This window comes from Streptomyces sp. NPDC087428, from assembly GCF_044744085.1.
Lineage (GTDB): Bacteria > Actinomycetota > Actinomycetes > Streptomycetales > Streptomycetaceae > Streptomyces.
On the sequence record NZ_JBIUXR010000005.1, the window covers coordinates 1 to 17,796 of the forward strand.

General features: G+C 68.5%; 14 protein-coding genes and 2 pseudogenes. 13 read left to right on the forward strand and 3 right to left on the reverse strand.

Features of this window, described 5'->3' with window-relative positions; translation table 11 throughout:
* The 9 genes and pseudogenes from ACIO3R_RS11650 to ACIO3R_RS11690 form a co-directional block, all read left to right on the forward strand.
* A partial coding sequence (locus ACIO3R_RS11650; protein ID WP_402105289.1) for a transposase occupies positions 1 to 1,339 on the forward strand: 1,339 nt, incomplete at its 5' end.
* 81 nt (positions 1,340 to 1,420) lie between these two features.
* Entirely contained in the window at positions 1,421 to 2,296 is an 876-nt protein-coding gene (locus ACIO3R_RS11655) for an IS5 family transposase (RefSeq protein WP_402105291.1), read from the forward strand.
* Between the two features lie 399 nt (positions 2,297 to 2,695).
* Complete coding sequence (locus ACIO3R_RS11660; RefSeq protein WP_402105292.1) at positions 2,696 to 4,945, forward strand: MMPL family transporter; 2,250 nt, start codon at positions 2,696 to 2,698, stop codon at positions 4,943 to 4,945.
* Positions 4,946 to 5,050: 105 nt separating this feature from the next.
* A complete protein-coding gene (locus ACIO3R_RS11665) occupies positions 5,051 to 6,250 on the forward strand; it encodes a sensor histidine kinase (protein ID WP_402105293.1) in 1,200 nt (399 codons plus the stop codon).
* On the forward strand, positions 6,247 to 6,927 hold the full coding sequence (locus tag ACIO3R_RS11670) for a response regulator (RefSeq protein WP_402105295.1): 681 nt from the start codon (positions 6,247 to 6,249) through the stop codon (positions 6,925 to 6,927). The genes ACIO3R_RS11665 and ACIO3R_RS11670 overlap by 4 nt, the downstream gene beginning before the upstream one ends.
* Before the next feature lie 461 nt (positions 6,928 to 7,388).
* Positions 7,389 to 7,727 (forward strand): hypothetical protein, encoded by a 339-nt coding sequence (locus ACIO3R_RS11675; protein WP_402105296.1) that lies wholly within the window; start codon positions 7,389 to 7,391, stop codon positions 7,725 to 7,727.
* A 512-nt stretch (positions 7,728 to 8,239) separates the two neighbouring features.
* A complete protein-coding gene (locus tag ACIO3R_RS11680; protein WP_402105298.1) occupies positions 8,240 to 9,031 on the forward strand; it encodes a hypothetical protein in 792 nt (263 codons plus the stop codon).
* 140 nt (positions 9,032 to 9,171) lie between these two features.
* Positions 9,172 to 10,672 (forward strand): annotated as a pseudogene (locus ACIO3R_RS11685) (NF041680 family putative transposase).
* 113 nt (positions 10,673 to 10,785) lie between these two features.
* On the forward strand, positions 10,786 to 11,424 hold the full coding sequence (locus tag ACIO3R_RS11690) for a DUF2625 family protein (protein WP_402105300.1): 639 nt from the start codon (positions 10,786 to 10,788) through the stop codon (positions 11,422 to 11,424).
* On the opposite strand, the gene ACIO3R_RS11695 is transcribed toward ACIO3R_RS11690, so the two are convergent.
* Positions 11,374 to 12,227 (reverse strand): IS5 family transposase gene (locus tag ACIO3R_RS11695; RefSeq protein WP_402105645.1). Its coding sequence is split into 2 segments (ribosomal slippage): positions 11,374 to 11,882 and positions 11,882 to 12,227, totalling 855 coding nucleotides; the frame shifts between segments, so codons are not numbered across the junction. The genes ACIO3R_RS11690 and ACIO3R_RS11695 overlap by 51 nt on opposite strands.
* 47 nt (positions 12,228 to 12,274) lie before the next feature.
* Here ACIO3R_RS11695 and ACIO3R_RS11700 point away from each other — a divergent pair.
* From ACIO3R_RS11700 to ACIO3R_RS11715, 4 genes and pseudogenes are all read left to right on the forward strand, one after another.
* Positions 12,275 to 12,608: pseudogene (locus ACIO3R_RS11700) on the forward strand (transposase family protein); the annotation flags it as partial.
* A gap of 189 nt (positions 12,609 to 12,797) precedes the next feature.
* Positions 12,798 to 13,058, forward strand: coding sequence for a helix-turn-helix transcriptional regulator (locus tag ACIO3R_RS11705; RefSeq protein WP_402105302.1), 261 nt, complete (start codon positions 12,798 to 12,800; stop codon positions 13,056 to 13,058).
* Between the two features lie 139 nt (positions 13,059 to 13,197).
* Complete coding sequence (locus ACIO3R_RS11710) at positions 13,198 to 14,130, forward strand: hypothetical protein (RefSeq protein ID WP_402105304.1); 933 nt, start codon at positions 13,198 to 13,200, stop codon at positions 14,128 to 14,130.
* Entirely contained in the window at positions 14,115 to 14,471 is a 357-nt protein-coding gene (locus ACIO3R_RS11715) for a hypothetical protein (protein ID WP_402105306.1), read from the forward strand. The genes ACIO3R_RS11710 and ACIO3R_RS11715 overlap by 16 nt, the downstream gene beginning before the upstream one ends.
* A gap of 70 nt (positions 14,472 to 14,541) precedes the next feature.
* Here the strand turns inward: ACIO3R_RS11715 and ACIO3R_RS11720 are convergent, their stop codons facing one another.
* Together ACIO3R_RS11720 and ACIO3R_RS11725 are read right to left on the reverse strand one after the other, a co-directional pair.
* Positions 14,542 to 15,675 carry a beta-galactosidase gene (locus tag ACIO3R_RS11720; RefSeq protein WP_402105307.1) on the reverse strand — a complete coding sequence of 378 codons (1,134 nt, stop codon included), beginning with the start codon at positions 15,673 to 15,675 and terminating at the stop codon, positions 14,542 to 14,544.
* A 105-nt stretch (positions 15,676 to 15,780) separates the two neighbouring features.
* On the reverse strand, positions 15,781 to 17,694 hold the full coding sequence (locus tag ACIO3R_RS11725) for a beta-N-acetylglucosaminidase domain-containing protein (RefSeq protein WP_402105647.1): 1,914 nt from the start codon (positions 17,692 to 17,694) through the stop codon (positions 15,781 to 15,783).
* Between the last annotated feature and the right edge of the window lie 102 nt (positions 17,695 to 17,796).

Consider the following 17,796-nt stretch of genomic DNA (forward strand, 5'->3'; position numbering starts at 1 on the left):
CCTCGACCTCGTGCTGGCCCGTCTCAAGGAGGCCGGCCTGGTGCGCGAGCGCACCACGCAGCGCACCGACTCCACCCACGTCCTGGCCGCGGTGCGTGACCTGACCCGCCTGGAGCTGGTCACCGAGGCAGTCCGAGCCGCACTCGAAGAAGTCGCCGGTGTATCCCCTCACCTTCTGGACGAGCTGGTCGATGAGGAGTGGGGCCGCCGCTACGGTCGGCCGGTCCGTCTGGGCAAGAATCCCACCAAGCCCACGACCAGGATCCTGACCGCCGGGAACGATGCTGTCCGGCTCCTGGAACACCTCTACCGGCGCGAAACAGGCCGCACGTCCGGCCCTCGCGTCCAGGCCCTGCGCCAGATCATGGTGCAGAACTACCACCGTGACCAGGCAGGCCGACTGCGCTGGCGCACCGCCGAGAAGGAAGGCGGACCCGGGCTGCCGCCCTCGTCCCGGGCAGTCGTCTCGCCGTACGACACCTCGGCCCGCTATGCGAGGCACGGGCACATCATCAGCTGGAAGGGGTTTGCCGCTCATCTGACGGAGACGTGCGCTCCCGGCGGCCCGAATGTGATCACGGATGTGGCCACCACCGCGGCCACCACCCACGACAGTCAGGTTCTGCCCGGCATCCACACTCGTCTGGCGCGTCGTGGGCTGCTGCCCGCCGAGCACCTGGTCGACGCCGGCTACACGTCCCTGACCCACCTGGCACAAGCCACCCGTGAACACCAGGTCACCGTCTCCGGACCGCTGCGGAGCAACCCCACCCGCCAACACCGGCAGAACGAGGGCTTCGCCCGGGACGACTTCCACATCGACTACGACCGTCAGCAGGTCACGTGTCCTCAGGGCCAGGTCAGTGCGGGCTGGCACGGCCCTTACCCGACCTCGTCACCCACCGCGGCCCCGCTGATCGTGGCCAGGTTCACCAAGAGTCAGTGCCGTCCCTGCCCCGCCCGCACTCAGTGCACCTCCACCGCGGACAGTGCCCGAACCGTGGGTTTTCCCCCGCAAGAACTCCATGACCTGCAACTTCGCGTCCGCGCGGAGCAGCAGACGTCCGAGTGGAAGACCCGCTATGCAGTCCGCTCGGGAGTGGAGGGCACGGTCAACGAGTTCGCCCACGGACACGGAATGCGGCGCTGCCGCTACCGAGGACAGGGAAAGGCCCACATCCAGCACGTCCTGACGGCCATTGCCGTCAACATCGAGCGCCTCAGCGGACTGCCACCGGCCGAAGAAGCACCCACGTCCCGCCGACCGACTGCCTTCCAGCACTACCTCGACCAGCGCGAGATACCCCGGCCGAAGTCCTGGCGAACCCTGGGAACCTGACCGGCACCTTCAAGATCCCCGACAGAGTCAAGCTAGGCCGTGTATCGAAAATGGATCTCGGACGGTGAATGATCATGGTTCATGGGGCGGGGAGATCTCACGGACAAGCAGTGGGCGGTGCTGGAGCCGTTGTTACCGAATGGTGCCAGGGTGGGACGGCCGCCCGTCTGGCCTCGGCGGCAGTTGATCGACGGCATACGGTTCCGAGTCCGGACCGGTGTGCCGTGGCGGGACGTACCCGTCGAGTACGGACCGTGGGGCCGGGTCTACGACCTCTTCCGTCGGTGGCAGCGGAACGGCACCTGGCATCAGATCCTCACCCGTCTCCAATCCCTGGCCGACGCGAAGCGGGCGATCGTCTGGGACCTGAGCGTCGACTCCACGGTCTGCCGCGCCCACCAGCACGCGGCCGGGGCCCGCAGGCAGGGTGACTTGCAGAAGGAACCGCCTGGCGGCATCTTCACCGATCCCGCTGATCACGGACTGGGACGATCACGCGACGGGTTCACCACCAAGCTGCACCTTGCCATCGAGCAAGGTCAGAAGCCCATGTCGATGGTAGTGACCGCAGGGCAACGTGGGGACTCGCCGCAGTTCGAAGTCGTATTGGAGAAGGTCCGCGTGCCCCGAGTCGGGCCGGGCAGACCGCGCGTCCGACCGAGCCGGGTGCGGGCCGACAGGGCGTACGCCTCCCGCAGGAACCGTGCCTACCTGCGCCGCCGCGGGATCAGGTGCACCATCCCGGACAAGGCCGATCAGGCACGCAATCGTCGAAAGCTCGGTTCCCATGGCGGTCGGCCTCCGCTTTTCAACCCGGCCGACTACCGTGAGCGTCACGCGGTCGAGTGCGGGATCAATCGCCTCAAGCGGAACCGCGCCGTCGCGACACGGTACGACAAGCTCTCGGTCCGCTACGAGGCAACCGTCCTCATCGCAGCCATCAATGAGTGGCTGTGACCCACTGCTGCCCTCGCCCACCGGGTGCGGGTTCCGAGGTCACGCTGTGGGTTGTGCGGCCGGTAGGGACACGGTCGTCCTCGCGCGGGGGATCGGTGTTCCCGTGCGAGGACGACTCCGGCTTCACCGCTGAGCCCGTGTGGCTGGAGGGCCACTGGGTTCAGACGACCGGGACAGTCCAGTCCTGCTGCGCTGCCCACTGCTCGAAGGTGATGGTGGTCAGACCGTAGCGGGCGGCAGCACCGGTCATGTCTGTGCGGGCGGCGATGGGTGGCGACCGCCCGCAGCAACGCCTACTGCGGACGCAGTAGTGAACTGTCGGCAGCCGCACGAAGACGGGAAATGCCTGGCCGGACAGGGTGGAAGGGTTCCCCGAGTTTCGGATGTGGAGATCCTTCTGTGGCTGCATTTCTTGACCGACTGGGCCGATCGGCCTTCCGACGGCGCTGGCGCGTCCTGGTGCTGTGGGTGCTGGCGCTCGTCGCCGCGGGCGTGGCGTCGGCGCTGGCGCCGGCCGCTCCTGACGGCTCCCACTCGATGCCGGGGACGGAGTCGCAGCGCGCCTTCGACCTCATCGAGGAGCGCTTCCCCGCAGGCAGCACAGGCAGTGCTGCGTCCGAGGGGGCGAGCGCGAAGCTCGTGTTCGTGGCCCCGGAGGGCCAAAAGGTCACCGACCAGGAGAACCGGTCGGCCGTCGAAGAGGTTGTGGACCGGGTCGGCGGTCTCGATCAGGTGGTCCGGGCGGCCGACCCGTACGGCGCGGGCGCGGTGAGCAGGGACGGCACTACGGCGTACGCGTCGGTCACCTTTGAGGTGAAGGCGAAGGACGTCGACGACCAGGTCAAGCAGGGCCTTGAGCAGGCCGTCGAGGACGGCCGGGAGGCCGGACTGACGGTCGAGGTCGGCGGTTCGGTCCTGGCCGCCCAGCCGTCGGGCGGGGCGACCGAACTGGTCGGCGTCGTGGTGGCGGCCGTCGTCCTGCTGATCACGTTCGCCTCGCTGGCCGCGGCGGGGCTGCCGCTGCTGACCGCGCTGGTCGGCGTGGGGATCGGCGCCGCGACGATCATGGCGCTCAGCAGTGCACTGGGCCTGTCCAGTGCCACCAGCACGCTGGCGATGATGCTGGGACTGGCTGTCGGGATCGACTACGCGATGTTCATCGTCTCCCGCTTCCGGGAGGAGCGGGCCCGAGGGCTCGCGCCGCAGGACGCGGCCGGGGTGGCCGTGGGGACGGCCGGGTCGTCGGTGGTGTTCGCGGGCCTGACCGTGGTGATCGGCCTGGCCGGGCTGTCCGTGGTCGGCATCCCCACGCTGACCCAGATGGGGCTGGCCGCGGCCGGCACCGTGGCGCTGTCCGTCCTGGTCGCCGTCACGCTGGTCCCGGCCCTGCTCGGGATCTTCCCCCGCGCCGTTCTGGCACGCTCGACGCGTCGTTCCGCCCGCCGGGGCGGGCGGTCCGCGGGGGCGGGCGGGGGCGAGGGGAAGCCGAATCTGGGCAGTCGCTGGGCCCGCCTGGTGGTGCGCCGGCCCCTGCCGGTACTGCTGGTGGCGGTCGCGGCCCTCGGCGTGATCGCCCTGCCCGCCGCTCAGCTGGAACTGGGCACGTCGGGTGACGGGTCCAAGCCGACCTCGACCACCGAACGCCGCGCCTACGACGCCCTCGCCGACGGCTTCGGCCCGGGCTTCAACGGCCCGCTGACCATCGTCGTGGACGCCAAGGACGCGCAGGACCCCAAGGCCGCCGTGGCCGAGAGCGCCCGCCAGATCGGTGCCGTCGACGGGGTCGTGTCCGTGTCACCGGCGCGCTTCAACACCGCGGGCGACACCGCTGTCCTCTCCGTCACTCCCGCCACCGACCCGCAGGACGAGCGGACCAGCACCCTGATCCATACCCTGCGGAACGACCGCCCGGCGATCGAGGAGACCACCGGCGCCACGTTCATGGTCAGCGGCAGCACCGCCGCGAACATCGACAGCGACCAGAAGGTCCAAGGCGCCCTCGTGCCCTACCTCGCCCTGGTGGTGGGCCTGGCCTTCCTCCTGCTGCTGGTCGTCTTCCGCTCCGTGCTCGTCCCGCTCAAGGCGGCCCTCGGCTTCCTCCTGTCGGTCCTGGCCGCCCTCGGCGCGGTCGTCGCCGTGTTCCAGTGGGGATGGCTCGCCGGCCTGCTCGGCGTGCACCAGACCGGCCCCATCATGAACACCATGCCGATCGTCATGGTCGGCATCGTCTTCGGCCTCGCCATGGACTACGAGGTCTTCCTCGTCACCCGGATCCGCGAAGCCCACCTCAAGGGCGAACGCCCCGGCCAGGCCATCGTCTCCGGCTTCCGGCACAGCGCCCGGGTGGTCGCCGCCGCGGCCGTCATCATGATCTCGGTGTTCTCCGGCTTCATCGGCGTCAGCGAACCCATGATCAAGATGATCGGGTTCGGACTCGCGAGCGCCGTACTGTTCGACGCACTCGTCGTGCGGATGACGATCGTGCCCGCCGTCCTGGCCCTGCTGGGCAAGCACGCCTGGACGATGCCCCGCTGGCTGGAGCGCATCGTGCCCCGCGTCGACGTCGAGGGCCACGCCCTGACCCGCGACGAGGACGCCACACCCGCACGGCACGAGGCCGAGCAGCCGGAACTGCCCGTCCACCAGTGACAACCTGGAGGGGGCCGGCCACCCGGAAACGGGCCGGCCGGCCCCCTCCAGGGCGTTCCGCCGTCCCGCACGCACCACGAACCCCTTTACAAGGTGGAAGGCACGATGATCACGACCTGGCGGAGCTACCTGAGCCGGCACCCCCGCGGCGTCGACACCACGGTGGCCCTGGCACTGTTCCTCGTGGCCTTTCCCGGCAGCTTCGCCGACGTCGATCACCTGGCCGCCCCCGCCCACCGCTGGCTCGGCGTCCTCCTGGCCGGCATCTCCTGCACCGCCCTGCTCTGGCACCGCTCCCGGCCCAGGGCCGTCACCACCCTCGCCGTCCTGTGCGCGACCGCCACGGCCCTGGCCGGCTACGTGATGACGGTCCTGCTGCTCGCCCCGCTGATGGCGGCGCTCTACTCCCTGGCCGAACGCACCGACCGGAAGACGACCCGCAACCTCACGCTCGCCGCCGTCGTCCTGGTCGCCGGAGCCTGCGTGATCGGTGGTCCCGCCGGGGAATCCCTGGCACTCATGGTGATCGGCCCGATCGCCTACCTCCTCCTGCCGTCCGCCCTCGGCTCCACCACCCGCTTCCGCACCGCCTACCTCGACTCGGTACGCGCCCGCGCCGAACACGCCGAACGCACCCGCGAGGAAGAAGCCCGCCACCGCGTCGCCGAAGAACGCATGCGCATCGCCCGCGAACTCCACGACGTCTCCGCACACCACCTCGCCCTGGCCAACGCCCAGGCCACCACCGCAGCCCTCCTCATCCGCAGCCACCCCGAACAGGCCGAGAAGCTGGTCACCGCCCTCGGCGAGACCACCGGCACCGCCCTGCGCGAGATGAAAGCCACCGTCGGACTCCTGCGCCAGCAGGGCGACACGCTCGACGACCCCCTCCAGCCCGCCCCCGGCCTCGCCCGGCTCCCCGCACTCCTCGACACCCACGCCTCCGCAGGACTCACCGTCACGCTCACCACCCATGGAGAATCCCGGCCCCTCACACCCGGAGTGGACCTCACCGCCTACCGCATCGTGCAAGAAGCACTCACCAACATCGCCAAACACGCCCGCACCAGCACCGCCGACGTCACCCTCACCTACACCCACGACCGGCTCACCATCAGCGTCACCGACCACGGGACGGGCACCGGGACCGCCCCGGGCGAGGGCTACGGTCTCATCGGGATGCGCGAACGCGCCCTGTCCCTGGGCGGAACTCTGCACGCCGGACCCCGCCCGACCGGCGGCTTCGAAGTGACCGCCGAACTCCCCCTGCACCCCAGCCCCTCCCGCGAGGAGAGCACCCCATGACCATTCGCGTCCTGCTCGCAGACGACCAGGCCCTGCTACGGGAAACCTTCCGCATCCTCATCGACTCCCGGCCCGACATGGAAGTCGTCGCCGAAGCCGCCGACGGCGACGAGGCCGTCGCGCAGGCCCGCCGGCACCGTCCCGACATCGTCGTCATGGACATCCGCATGCCGGGCACCGACGGCCTCGACGCGACCACCGCCATCAGCGCCGACCCCGACCTCGCCGGCACCCACATCCTCATCCTCACCACCTTTGACACCGAAGAGCACGTCGCCCGCGCCCTGCGTGCCGGAGCCGGCGGCTTCCTCGGCAAGGACGTCGGCGCCGAAGGACTCCTCCACGGCATCCGCACCGTCGTCGCCGGCGAAGCACTCCTCTCCCCCCAAGCGACCCGCAACCTCATCACCCGCTTCCTCGCCGCCCCGCAGCCCGGCACCCACCCCGCAGCCCGAACGAGCCTGGCCACCCTCACCACCCGCGAACGCGAAGCCATGGCACTGGCCGCCGAAGGACTCACCAACACCGAAATCGCAGGTCAACTCCACCTCAGCCCCCTGACCGTGCGCACCCACATCCACCACGCCATGGCAAAACTCCACGCCCGCGACCGAGCCCAGCTCGTCGTCATCGCCTACCAGACCGGCCTCGTCCAGCCTCACCCACCCCGACGCTGAAATGTCGTCCGACGATCATCCGAAGACTGATGGTCGACACGTCCAATGAACCCGTGCGATCCGGGAGTTCGCGGCAGCGCGAACCCGATCAGACCCGATGCCCCTGTAGGCCGAGATCCATTTTCGATACACGCCCCAGCTTGTCTTTTAACCCGCTGCGTGCAGTGGTCCGAGGCCAGAGTGTCAGTGCCCGGTGATACCTGTAGGACGTGGAGGATGCGATTTCGGGTGCGATAACCGTCCTGCGTGGAGCCTTTCCGGCAGAGGTCCGTCACTGCCCTTTGGACAGGGAAGAGCTTCGGGTGTGGGAGCGTAGGCACGGGGTGGTGTTGCCGGAGCCAGATCGCACTTTCGTGACTGAGATCGCGAACGGTACCGACGATGGTCCGCCTGGCGAAGGTGGTCTGCTGCCACTGGGAGAGAAACCGGACAGCTGGGCCGTCTGGGAAGCGGACTGCTGGATGAGCCCGGAGCCGTTCGATGGCGCTGCCGTACGCGTGCCCGGCCAGCCCTTCCCTCTTGAGGAGGAGTGGCAGTGGGAGTACGACTACTACGACCACACCCGCCACTCGTCTCTGTTGCACGAGACCTACCAGCACGGCTCCGTGCTGCTGGGCAGCGACAGACCCGGTGAGTACTGGACGCTAGCGGTGACCAGGCCGCAACGCGGCCGGATGTGGTGGCTCAGAGACGGATGCGCCGCACCCTATGTCGACCGCCCGTCCGATCAGCCGGGGGGCGATTTCCTGCACTGGGTGAGGGACTGGCATGTCGGACAGCGCTGGTGGCGGGCCGAGTAGCGCTTCCACACCCAGGTCGCGGACTCCCGGACTGCGCCCGGTGCGTGCCGGTCACCGGGGGCGTGATGATCTATCTGCCCGGCCAGCGTTCCGCCCCGTAGACCGGTCCGGGCTGGGCGTCAGGGCCGGATGCGGCCGGTGGTGGGTCCGTACTGACCCACCCGGCGTCAGGTCAGCGTTGGGCCCAGTCGAGTCCGAGTGCGGCGAGCGCGAGTTTGGTCCGCCGGCTCTTGCTGACCGCCAGCGGCGTCTTTGGCGGGCGGACCGCGGCCCCGTTCTCCGCCCGCCGGGTTTCACTCGCCGAAGTGGCATCCCACGCAGACGCGGCAGCAGCGGCACGCGGGGCACTCCTGTCGCCGGAGCGTACTCCGGGACCAGACATGTGACCTGTTCGCTGCTTTCCAACTCGGCACGATGCAAGGGGAGACGACCGATACTTGCAGGCCGGAAATCATCTTGCGTGGTAAGGGATGAGAGTCGGAAAATGCAGCTCCGTCTTACGGGGGAGCTTCATGGATATCGGCGAGATTGCGCAGCGTTCCATCGAGATCATCGTCGCTCAGGGAAGCGCGGCGGTAAGCAGTCTGGTGTTCGACACGTTGAGCGCGGGGCCGGAGAGCGAATCAGCGGCCGTGGCACTGCGGGAAAGCCCCGAGGACCCCGCCACCCAGATCACCGCCTCACGCGCTCTGGAACGGATCCTGGAGGACAACCGGGGCCTCGCTCGCATGCTGGAGACAAAGCTGGAACAGCTGCAACCGGAAAACAAGGCGATCAGCTTCGGAGCGGGTCATGCCGGTCTTGTGAGCCAGACGGGCAAAGGCAACAAGAGCCATATCGGCAACAAGACCACGAAGCGAGGTGGGGCGTTCTGGGGCATCGTGGCCGCGGTGGTAGTGATCATCGGGGGCGGATCGACTCTGCTGGTCGTCCAGAACGACTCGGAGCCGACCCTCCAGGAGCAGGCGCAGAAGGCAGCTCTGGACTTCGCCCTCGCTACTTCCCGCGGAGATGTCGTCACCATGTGCGGACTTCGCTCTGAGGGATTCGACCTGAATCCGTGCATGACCGCGGAAGACATGGAGAGCGCACAGGCGGAAGTTGCTGAGGACAAGGGCGGGGACTGGGAGGACACCGAGCGTTCAGGGCTCACGAAGGACTGGGAGATATCGGACTCGAAGTTCCCCAGCGACAACCGCGCGCTCATCAGCCTGGACCACACCAAACCCCCTATGTCCATGGTGGTGGACTTGACACACGAGACCGGCGCCTGGCGGGTCACCAACGTCGACAGAAGCCGCTAGCTTGATCTTTAAGCTGTGGGTCCGAACGGCTTGTCGTACTTGGTCACTCGGACTGGTAACTGCCGTACATGCGGGCAGCCTTCGGCTGAGCATGTGATCCGACCAAGGAACACACATCGCTCAGCACGAAGGCCGTGAGGATGAGTCTGTCGCACGACACAGTCCCGGGGGATCCGTTTGCGGAACTGTCACGCTTCCGGGGTGCGTTCTACTCCTGCCTGACCAGGCGTGCAGATGCCTTGTTCGAACTCGCGGACGCGGTGTTGTGCGCCGATGGTCCGGTCAGGTCGCTGGTGGAACTCTCGCTGGTCGGCGAACACCGACGCGGGCACGGCGGGCTCTACGACGCCCTGTCCGCGGGCCGGGTCGAGGTGGGCCGGCTACGGCGAGCGCTCGCGGCGGTGGAACTCCCGCGGGCGGCGGACGGCCGGCTGGTCCTGGCCGCCGACCTCACCTGCTGGCTGCGGCCCAGCGCGCACACCTCGCCGCAGCGCATCCTGTGCCACACCTACGGGCGGGGCAAGGACCAGCACATCCCGGTGCCCGGCTGGCCCTACTCGGTGATCTGCGCACTCGAAACCGGCCGCACTTCCTGGACCGCACCACTGGACGCAACTCGTCTGGCGCCGGGAGACGACGCCGCCACCGTGACCGCCAGGCAGATGCGCGACCTCGTCGAACGCCTCCAGGAGGCCGGGCAGTGGAACGACGGCGACCCGGACGTCCTGATCGTGGTGGACGCCGGATACGACGTCCCCCGCCTCGCCTTCCTGCTGAAGGACCTGCCGGTGCAGGTGCTGGGCCGGATGCGCTCGGACCGCGTCCTGCGCCGCGCTGTCCGACCTCGTGAGCCCGGCCTGCGGGGCCGGGCGCCCCGCCACGGCGGCGAGTTCGTCTTCGGTGACCCCGCCACCTGGGGCCCACCCCACACAGGATCGGTGACCGAGACCCGCCTCTACGGAACCGCGACCGCCCAAGCCTGGGACCGCTTGCACCCGAGACTGACCCACCGCTCGGCCTGAACCGCACAACTGGGCGCCCTGCCGGTGATCGAGGGCACCGTGGCTGCGGGTCGACCACCTGCCCAGCGGCGCGACACCGAAGCCGGTCTGGCTGTGGTGGTCGGGCACCGACGCCACCGCCACCCAAGTTGATCTGCTCTGGCAGGCTTTCCTCCGGCGCTTCGACATCGAGCACACCTTCCGCCTGTTCAAGCAGACCCTGGGCTGGACCTGCCCGAAGACCCGTACTCCCGAAGCCGCGGACAGGTGGACCTGGCTGATCCTCGCCGTCTTCACCCAGCTCCGGCTCGCCCGCCCACTCGCCGCCGACCTGCGTCGGCCATGGGAGAAACCCAGCCCGCCCGAACGGCTCACTCCCGCCCGGGCCCGACGCGCTTTTCGGCACATCCGCTCCAAAGCGGCCTGCCCGGCCGGAGCACCAAAACCCTCACACCCCGGCCCAGGACGACCACCCGGCATCAAGAACAAGCAGCCGACCACCCGCTACGACGTGCACACCATGGGCAAACCAGACGCCACGAAACGACGGACCAAGAAATCAACAACCCCACGACCACGCCGCACTGGTTATGAGGTCATCTCGATTGGCGGGTGGTTCGTCAAAGTGCCCTGCCGGTGAGGGTGCAAAGTGCGGGTGCGACGATGCGGGCATGCGTGAACTGAGCCAGCTGCTCGACGTTGAGGAACCGGCCTGGCCGGAACTCAGGCAGACACTCGAAGCCGGGCCGGTGTGTGCTTCCGGCCGACAGCGACCTGGGCAGGGCGTCCCTTCTCCAGTTGCAGGTTACGGCCAGGTCATACCTGGGCGCGGTGGTACTGCACTGCGGCGGTCTGCTGGTGGATGACGGATGGCTGCGGGTCTTTGGCAGCCCCGTGGACGGAGCTGCGCATGGGGTGCCGGGTCTGGCTCGGGCCAATCAGTTCCCGGGAGCATTCGACTCCGAGTGGCGAGCGGATACGGGCCTGGTGGTGGCACATGACGTGCTGGGTGGTGTCTTCGCTCTCAACGGCGGAGATCCCGCCAGCGCTGGCCGCCCTGGAACCCCGGGAGAGATGGTCTACTTCGCCCCGGATTCGCTCCGCTGGGAGGCTCTGGGCGTCGGCCACTCGGTGTGGATGGCCTGGCTGGTGTCCGGGGCGCTTGATGAGTTCTACGCGGATCTTCGCTGGGCCAGCTGGCAGGACGACGTCCGGGCGCTGAACAGCGATCAGGGCTTGTCTACATTCCCGCCGTTGTGGTCTGCCGAGGCACGCCAGGATCTCTCCGAGACCAGTCGTCGCGCCGTGCCCATGACGGAGCTGCTCGGCGTCGCCCGGGACTCATGCCGACAGTTCGATGGGGTTGATCCGGGCTTTCTCGGCGCCGTGTGACCTGGTCGGCCGCTCCAGCCGGCGGTAGCAGATCAGGGCGGCGGCGATCCCCGCGAAAGCCAGGAAGTGTTCCGCCTTGCGCTCGTACCGGCGGTGCAGGCGGCGGCATCCGGCGAGCCACGCCACCGTGCGCTCCACCGGCCAACGGTGGCGGCCAAGCTGCTGGGAGGACTCGATGCCCCTGCGGGTGATGCGCGGAGTGATGTTCCGGGCCCGGAGCCACCGGCGCAGGTGATCGTAGTCGTAGCCCTTGTCACCGTGGAGCTTGGCGGGCCGTCGCCGACGAGGTCCGCGCCGGGACCGGATCGGCGGGATACCCCGCACCAGAGCCTCCAGGCCCTGACTGTCGTGGGTGTTCGCGGCGGAGATGCCGATGGACAGGGGCAGACCGGTCCGCTCAGTGATCAAATGGATTTTTGATCCCTTCTTGCCGCGATCTACGGGATTCGGACCCGTGAGGTCCCCCCTTTTGCTGCCCGCATGCTGACCGAGTCGATCGCGCACCGTGACCAGTCCAAGGCGCCGCGGGCGCCGAGTTCGTCCAGGACCAGGCGGTGGAGCTTGCCCCACACCCGGGCCCGGCTCCACTCGGTGAACCGCCGGTGCGCAGTCGGCCCGGAAGGACCGAAACCCTGCGGCAGTTGCCGCCACGTGCAGCCCGTCGTGGCCACGAACACGATGGCCGCCAGCACCTGCCGGTCCCCATACCTGCGTCGGCCGCCACCTTGAGGTCGTACCGGAGCAGCCGGAACCACCCGCTGGAACAACTCCCACAACGCATCCGGCACCAGACGCTCCACCATCGCCATCACGGCCACCAGCCTAGTGATCAAGCCAGTTGAGATGACCTCTAAGGGCATCGCCCGCACTTCCAAGGTCCACACACGACTGACCGCCGCGCGTACTCACGGCATCGTCGAAGCACTCACCGATGCGTGGCTCAAGTGCTGGGTGGACATGGCGCACCACGGAGCCGAAGGACCCGTACGGGTCCCGTTCCGGGGTCGCCGCCTGAAGCGATGGAAGCGCCATCACAACAGCAGCCACGCCAAGATCCGCTGCCTCGGCGAGCAGGCTATGACGACTCTCAAGGGCTGGCGCCTCCTGCGGAACTCCGCTGCGGCACCAACCGGATCACCGTCATCGTGAAGGCCGTCCTCGCCCTTCATCACGCATCAACGTGAGATTGGAAAAGGCTCGCTGCTGAGTTCGCCGGGTCCGAGGCACAACGATGCTAGGCGGGACGTTACTCGGCGCCTGAACGTCATCGAACTAAAAATAGAGACCCCCGCATACCACAAAAGCATGGTACGTCCAAACCGCGACTCGTCAGGGACTCTACAGTCGGTCGATTCGACAGGCAGGAGCGCACCATGGACGAGAGCAAGACCCACGTGCCCGAAATAGCATTCCTCACGTTGCACAAGGCAGCGGTCTATCTCGGTATCTCTCCCAACACCCTTTACGTGTGGCGCCATCGCCGGCAAGGTCCGCCCAGCTTCCAGATGGGCCGACGCGTGATGTACAGGATCTCCGCGCTTGACGAGTGGGTAGCCCGGCAAGAAAGGGCGGACTCTCGATCGAATCCTGCCTTGGATCCGCTGAACCGCAAGCCGCTGCGTCGCACATCGTGACGTCCACGGCAGCACAGAGCATCGACACCAACTCGACATCAATTCCACCTGCCGCAGCGGGATATGACCTGTCCCGAAGAAGCGTTCCCAACACCGTCAAGCACCCGGAACGCATCACTCGCACAGGCAGGAGGCCCCCATGGCGGGCTACATCGAGGATCGTTGGCTCAAGAAGAGGCCGGACAAGGCGACCGGCAAGCGAGAGCGTACTTCCATCTGGGGGAAGGGGAAGCGGTACCGTGTCAAGGGCATTCCTGGTATCCAGGACAGGTCCTTCGACACAAGCGAAGATGCCAAGCGCTGGCTCGCTGAGGCTCAGACGGACTCCAGCAGGGGCGACTTCGTCGACCCGCGGAATGGTGCCATCTTGCTTGCCGATTACATCGCCGACCATTGGTGGCCCAGTCGAACGGATGAGCCGTCAACTGCGGGTCCCATGCGGAGCCGGATCTGGAACCACCTGATTCCCCTGCTGGGCTCGTATCCTCTGCGCGAGATCGACGCCTCGGCCCTTCGCCGGTTCAAGGCCGACTTGCTCTCTCGAGTCGAGGAGTCTTCCGCCGAGATCATATGGATACACCTCACCACCATCCTGAATGCCGCAGTTGATGACAAGCGCCTACTGAAGAGCCCCGTCGCTGTCCACCGATCGATCAAACGGCCCAAGCCGGTCGGCACGAAGGCGAAGGCGTGGTCTCGAACCACAGTCGACGCGGTGCGGAACGCACTACAGGAGCGGTACCGGATCGCCGTGGACCTCGGGCTCGCACTCGGAGTTCGTCAAGGTGAAGTACTCGGGCTCGCAGAAGAGGACTTCGACTTCGGGGCGGAGGTGGTCCACATACGGCGCCAGCTCCGCTGGGACGGGAAAGGACGGCCCTACTTCTGCCTGCCCAAAGGCCGCAAGACCCGTGATGTTCCCCTTCCGCCGAACCTTGGGCGCGCCGCGTTCGGCTCCACTTCCAGCTCTTCCCACCGGTCGAGTGCACCCTGCCGTGGCGGAATCCAGAGAAGCCGACGACCGAGCTGGAGGAGCGCCAACGCAAGCCGATCACGGTGCGGCTTGCGCTGAGCACCTCCCACGGGCTTCGGATCAACCCCCGGACTTGGAACGAGCGCAGATGGAAGCCCGCGCTCGTAGCCGCAGGGGTACTGCGCCAGGTCGGCGAGAAGGCGGCGAGTTACGGTTCGCGCGTCCGCCTCTACCCGGTCTACGAGCGCTCGCGGCCGGACATGTTCCACGTCCTGCGCCACACCTTCGCGAGCGTGCAGTTGGAAGCCGGCGAGTCCATCGTGAGCGTGGCGACCTGGCTGGGGCACTCCTCCCCGAAGGTCACCCTCGACTACTACGCTCACTTCATGCCAGGCGCAGGCAAGCGCAGGTTGGCCGCGATGGATACGTGGCTCATGTGATGCAAGATCGAAAGTCCCCAAGAAGTCCCTGGCGCTGGCAAAGCCGCCACGTAACCGACGAAACAGCAGGTCACAGGGCTACACGTGGCGCCGACCAGTTGTAGGAGTTGGACACGGTGACGCCGTTGGCGACGTTGTTGACGGCGAACTGCCGGGTGAACGCGGTGTCCGCGAACTTCGCGCACTCGTCCGTCTGGCAGTCCCGGCCCCAGGCGGTGAACGCGCCGCCCTGGCCCTCGGCGACGAACACCGGGGTCCGGGGCGAGTAGGCACGGATCCGGGACTCGAAGTCGCTCAGCCGGTCCCGGGCGCCCGTGCAGTCGAAGCCGAGCGGGTAGGTGTCGAAGGCGTAGAGGTCCAGCTCGGAACCGCCCGGTCCGCCGGGCGCGTTCCAGCCGTGGCCGTCGCCGTAGTCGTTGTGGAACAACGGCACGGTGATGCCCTGGTCCACGACAGCGCTCTGCAGCTTCTCGATGTAGTCGATGTGCTTGGCCGAGTTGTCGATCTGCTCATTCTCGACCTGGTACGCGATGACGCTGCCGCCGCCGTCGGTGACCTGGTGCCTGCCGATGATGCCGTTGACGGCCTTCAGCCATTCCAGGTCGGCCGCCAGGTTCTGCGGATCGGCCGTGCGCTGCTCGCCACCGTAGGTGCTCATGTACGGCGGCAGACCGCCCATGCCGGCCTCGGCGTTGATGTACGGGCCCGGCCGGGCGATGACATAGAGGCCCTCGTCCTCGGCCATGGTCAGCAGCCGGTCGATGTCCCGGATGCCGGTGAAGTCGTAGGAGCCGGGTTCGCTGGAGTGGTAGCCCCAGAAGAAGTACAGCGAGACCGCGTTGAAGCCGGAGGCCTTGAGCTTCTGCAGCACGTCGCGCCACTGGTCGGGGCTCGGCAGCCGCCAGTAGTGGAACTCTCCGGACCACACGACCAGCCGCTCGCCGTCGACCTTGAGGGACTTCTCGTCCCAGGTGACGGTGTGGGAACGGTTGTCGTTGCCCGGGAAGCGGTGCGTGGTCGTCACGGCGCGGGAGAGCTGCGGGGCCGGTCCGGCGGGCCTCGCGGAGGCGGGTCCGGCCGTGCTCGCCGAGGACGGCAGCGGGGACAGGAGGGACAGCGCGAGACCGGTGGCCAGGCCGGCGACGACCGCTCTCCCTCGCGCGGCGCGCGGGCGCCTTCGCGGCCCGTGGGGTTGATACGTCATGAACGCCCTTTCGCTGGTGTGCTCATGGTGCGGTTCATCGGTGCGCGGGGCCGGACTCTCCGGCCCCGCGCAGAGGTGGCCCCACGCGCCGGCGGGGCGTCCTGTTCAGCTCATCCGGTCGGCGGCCTGCGCGAGGAAGGTGTCGAGCACGCCGTCACCCACCTTGGGCTGGACACTGCCCCAGGAGTTGCGCGGCGGGTCGACCCGCACCGCGCGTGCCTGCTCCTGCAGTCGCTCCGATTCGGCGAGCAGGCGTGCGGCCGTGTCCTTGTGGTCCGAGCTCCAGGCCTCGAGTGCGTCCAGCATCGTCACCGCGGCGCCGCCCCACAGTGCGGTGGCGTCGAGCCAGGGCCCGGCGTCGGTGACGAACCCGGGCTGGACGGCGCCACCGCGGATGACCGCCGGCGCGTTCCGTACGGCGGTGGCGTACGGGCGCAGCGCCCGGAGCGCGCCGGTGCGGTCGCCGGAGTCCCACGAGGTCCAGAATTCCGCTGCCCGGCGGGCGAGTTCGGGAGCCTGCGGCTGCCACGGGGTGTCCCCGAAGGTGGGCGCCATGTGTTCCAGGTCGCCGAAGACCAGCAGGGCGTCGGTCGCCGCCCGGTCGCCGCCCGCGAGGTAGGCCATGGCGCGCCGTCCGTTGGCGGACGCGTCGTAGGCCGTGTCGTTCCAGGCGAAGTCGGCCGCGCCGAAGACGGCGGCCTTGCTGGCGTAGGGCTGGTTCATGGGATTGGCAACGATGCCGGTGAGGTGCGCGGACAGGCCTGCCTGACGCTTGTCGTACGGGGCGAGGAGCAGCCGTCCGGCGGTGTTCCCGAAGTCGTTGACGGGATAGTTGTCCCAGACGAACACCTTGCGTCCGAACAGCTTCGCCGCACCTTCGGCCTGCTCGTTGGTGATGGTGGGCGGCACGACGTCGGTGCCGGTCCACATCACCTCGATCGCGGGGTCCAGCGTGGCGCGCAGGGTCTGCTTGTAGGCGGTGTCGGTGAGGTCCCCGTACTCGGTCGGGACCATCTGCAGCGGCTGCGCGCCCGGATGGGTGGCGATGAAGGTGTGCTGTACGTCGTTGAGGAGGTCGACCTGTGCCTCGGCGGCCGCCTCGCGGCCCGGTTCGCCGTAAGCCGTCCTGTCGCCCTCGCAGTTCCAGCGGGTGTAGCTGATGTCGTCCAGCGGGATGGAGAACGCCCGTGTGCCGAGGTCGTACATCGCCTGGAGCTTGGCTTCCAGGTCCTTGCGGTGGGCCGGGTCGGAGTAGCAGACCGACTCGCCCGGGGAGACGGCGAAGGTGAACCGGACGTGGTTGGCCGTGGCCCGCTTCACCAGCTCGCCCAGTTCGGAGAGCTTGTCGGCCGGGTAGGGCTCGCGCCACTTGCTGCGGTGGTACGGGTCGTCCTTGGGCGCGTAGATGTAGGTGTTGGCCTTCACGTCACCGTAGAAGTCCATCTGGTCGAGCCGCTCGGCGTGTGTCCACGGCTCTCCGTAGAAGCCCTCGATGGTGCCGCGCAGCGGCATGGAGGGGAAGTCGGCGGCCTGTGCGCCCGCGACCTTCCAGGAGTGGCCGGCGCGCTGGAACAGCTGGCGCAGCGTCTGTACGGCGTAGAACTGGCCGGTCGCGTCGGTACCGCCGAGGGCCACCGACGGACCCGGGCCGTGCGCCGAGACCCGCAGGGCGTATCCCTCCGCGTGGTCGGGGGCGGCCGTGGTGCCGAGTTGGCGGGCGATGTCCGCGCGGCCGGCGGGGCCGAGCCGCACGGTGAGCAGGCCGGCGGCGGCACGGGGCACATCAGGGGGTGCCACGACGTCCACCCGGTGGGCGCCGTGTGCCTTGAGTTCCGCCACGAGACGGGAGAGCGCCGCGGCGTCGGTCCGGTCGTCGGCGACGACGAGGGCGCGGCCGGTGACGGCGGCGTCGGATCCGGCGCGGCTGATGGACTGCGGACGGGGTGAGACCGGCGGGAGGGCGGCCGTGCCGGGCGGAGCGGCCGGCCGGGCGGCGCCGGCGGGCGATGCCAGGCCCATCACGGCGGTCGCCGTGGCCAGCAGGCATGCGAGTGATGTCAGGTCACGACGTCTCACAGATTCTCCAAGTGGTCTAAACCAGCGAAGTGTTCAGGAGAATTG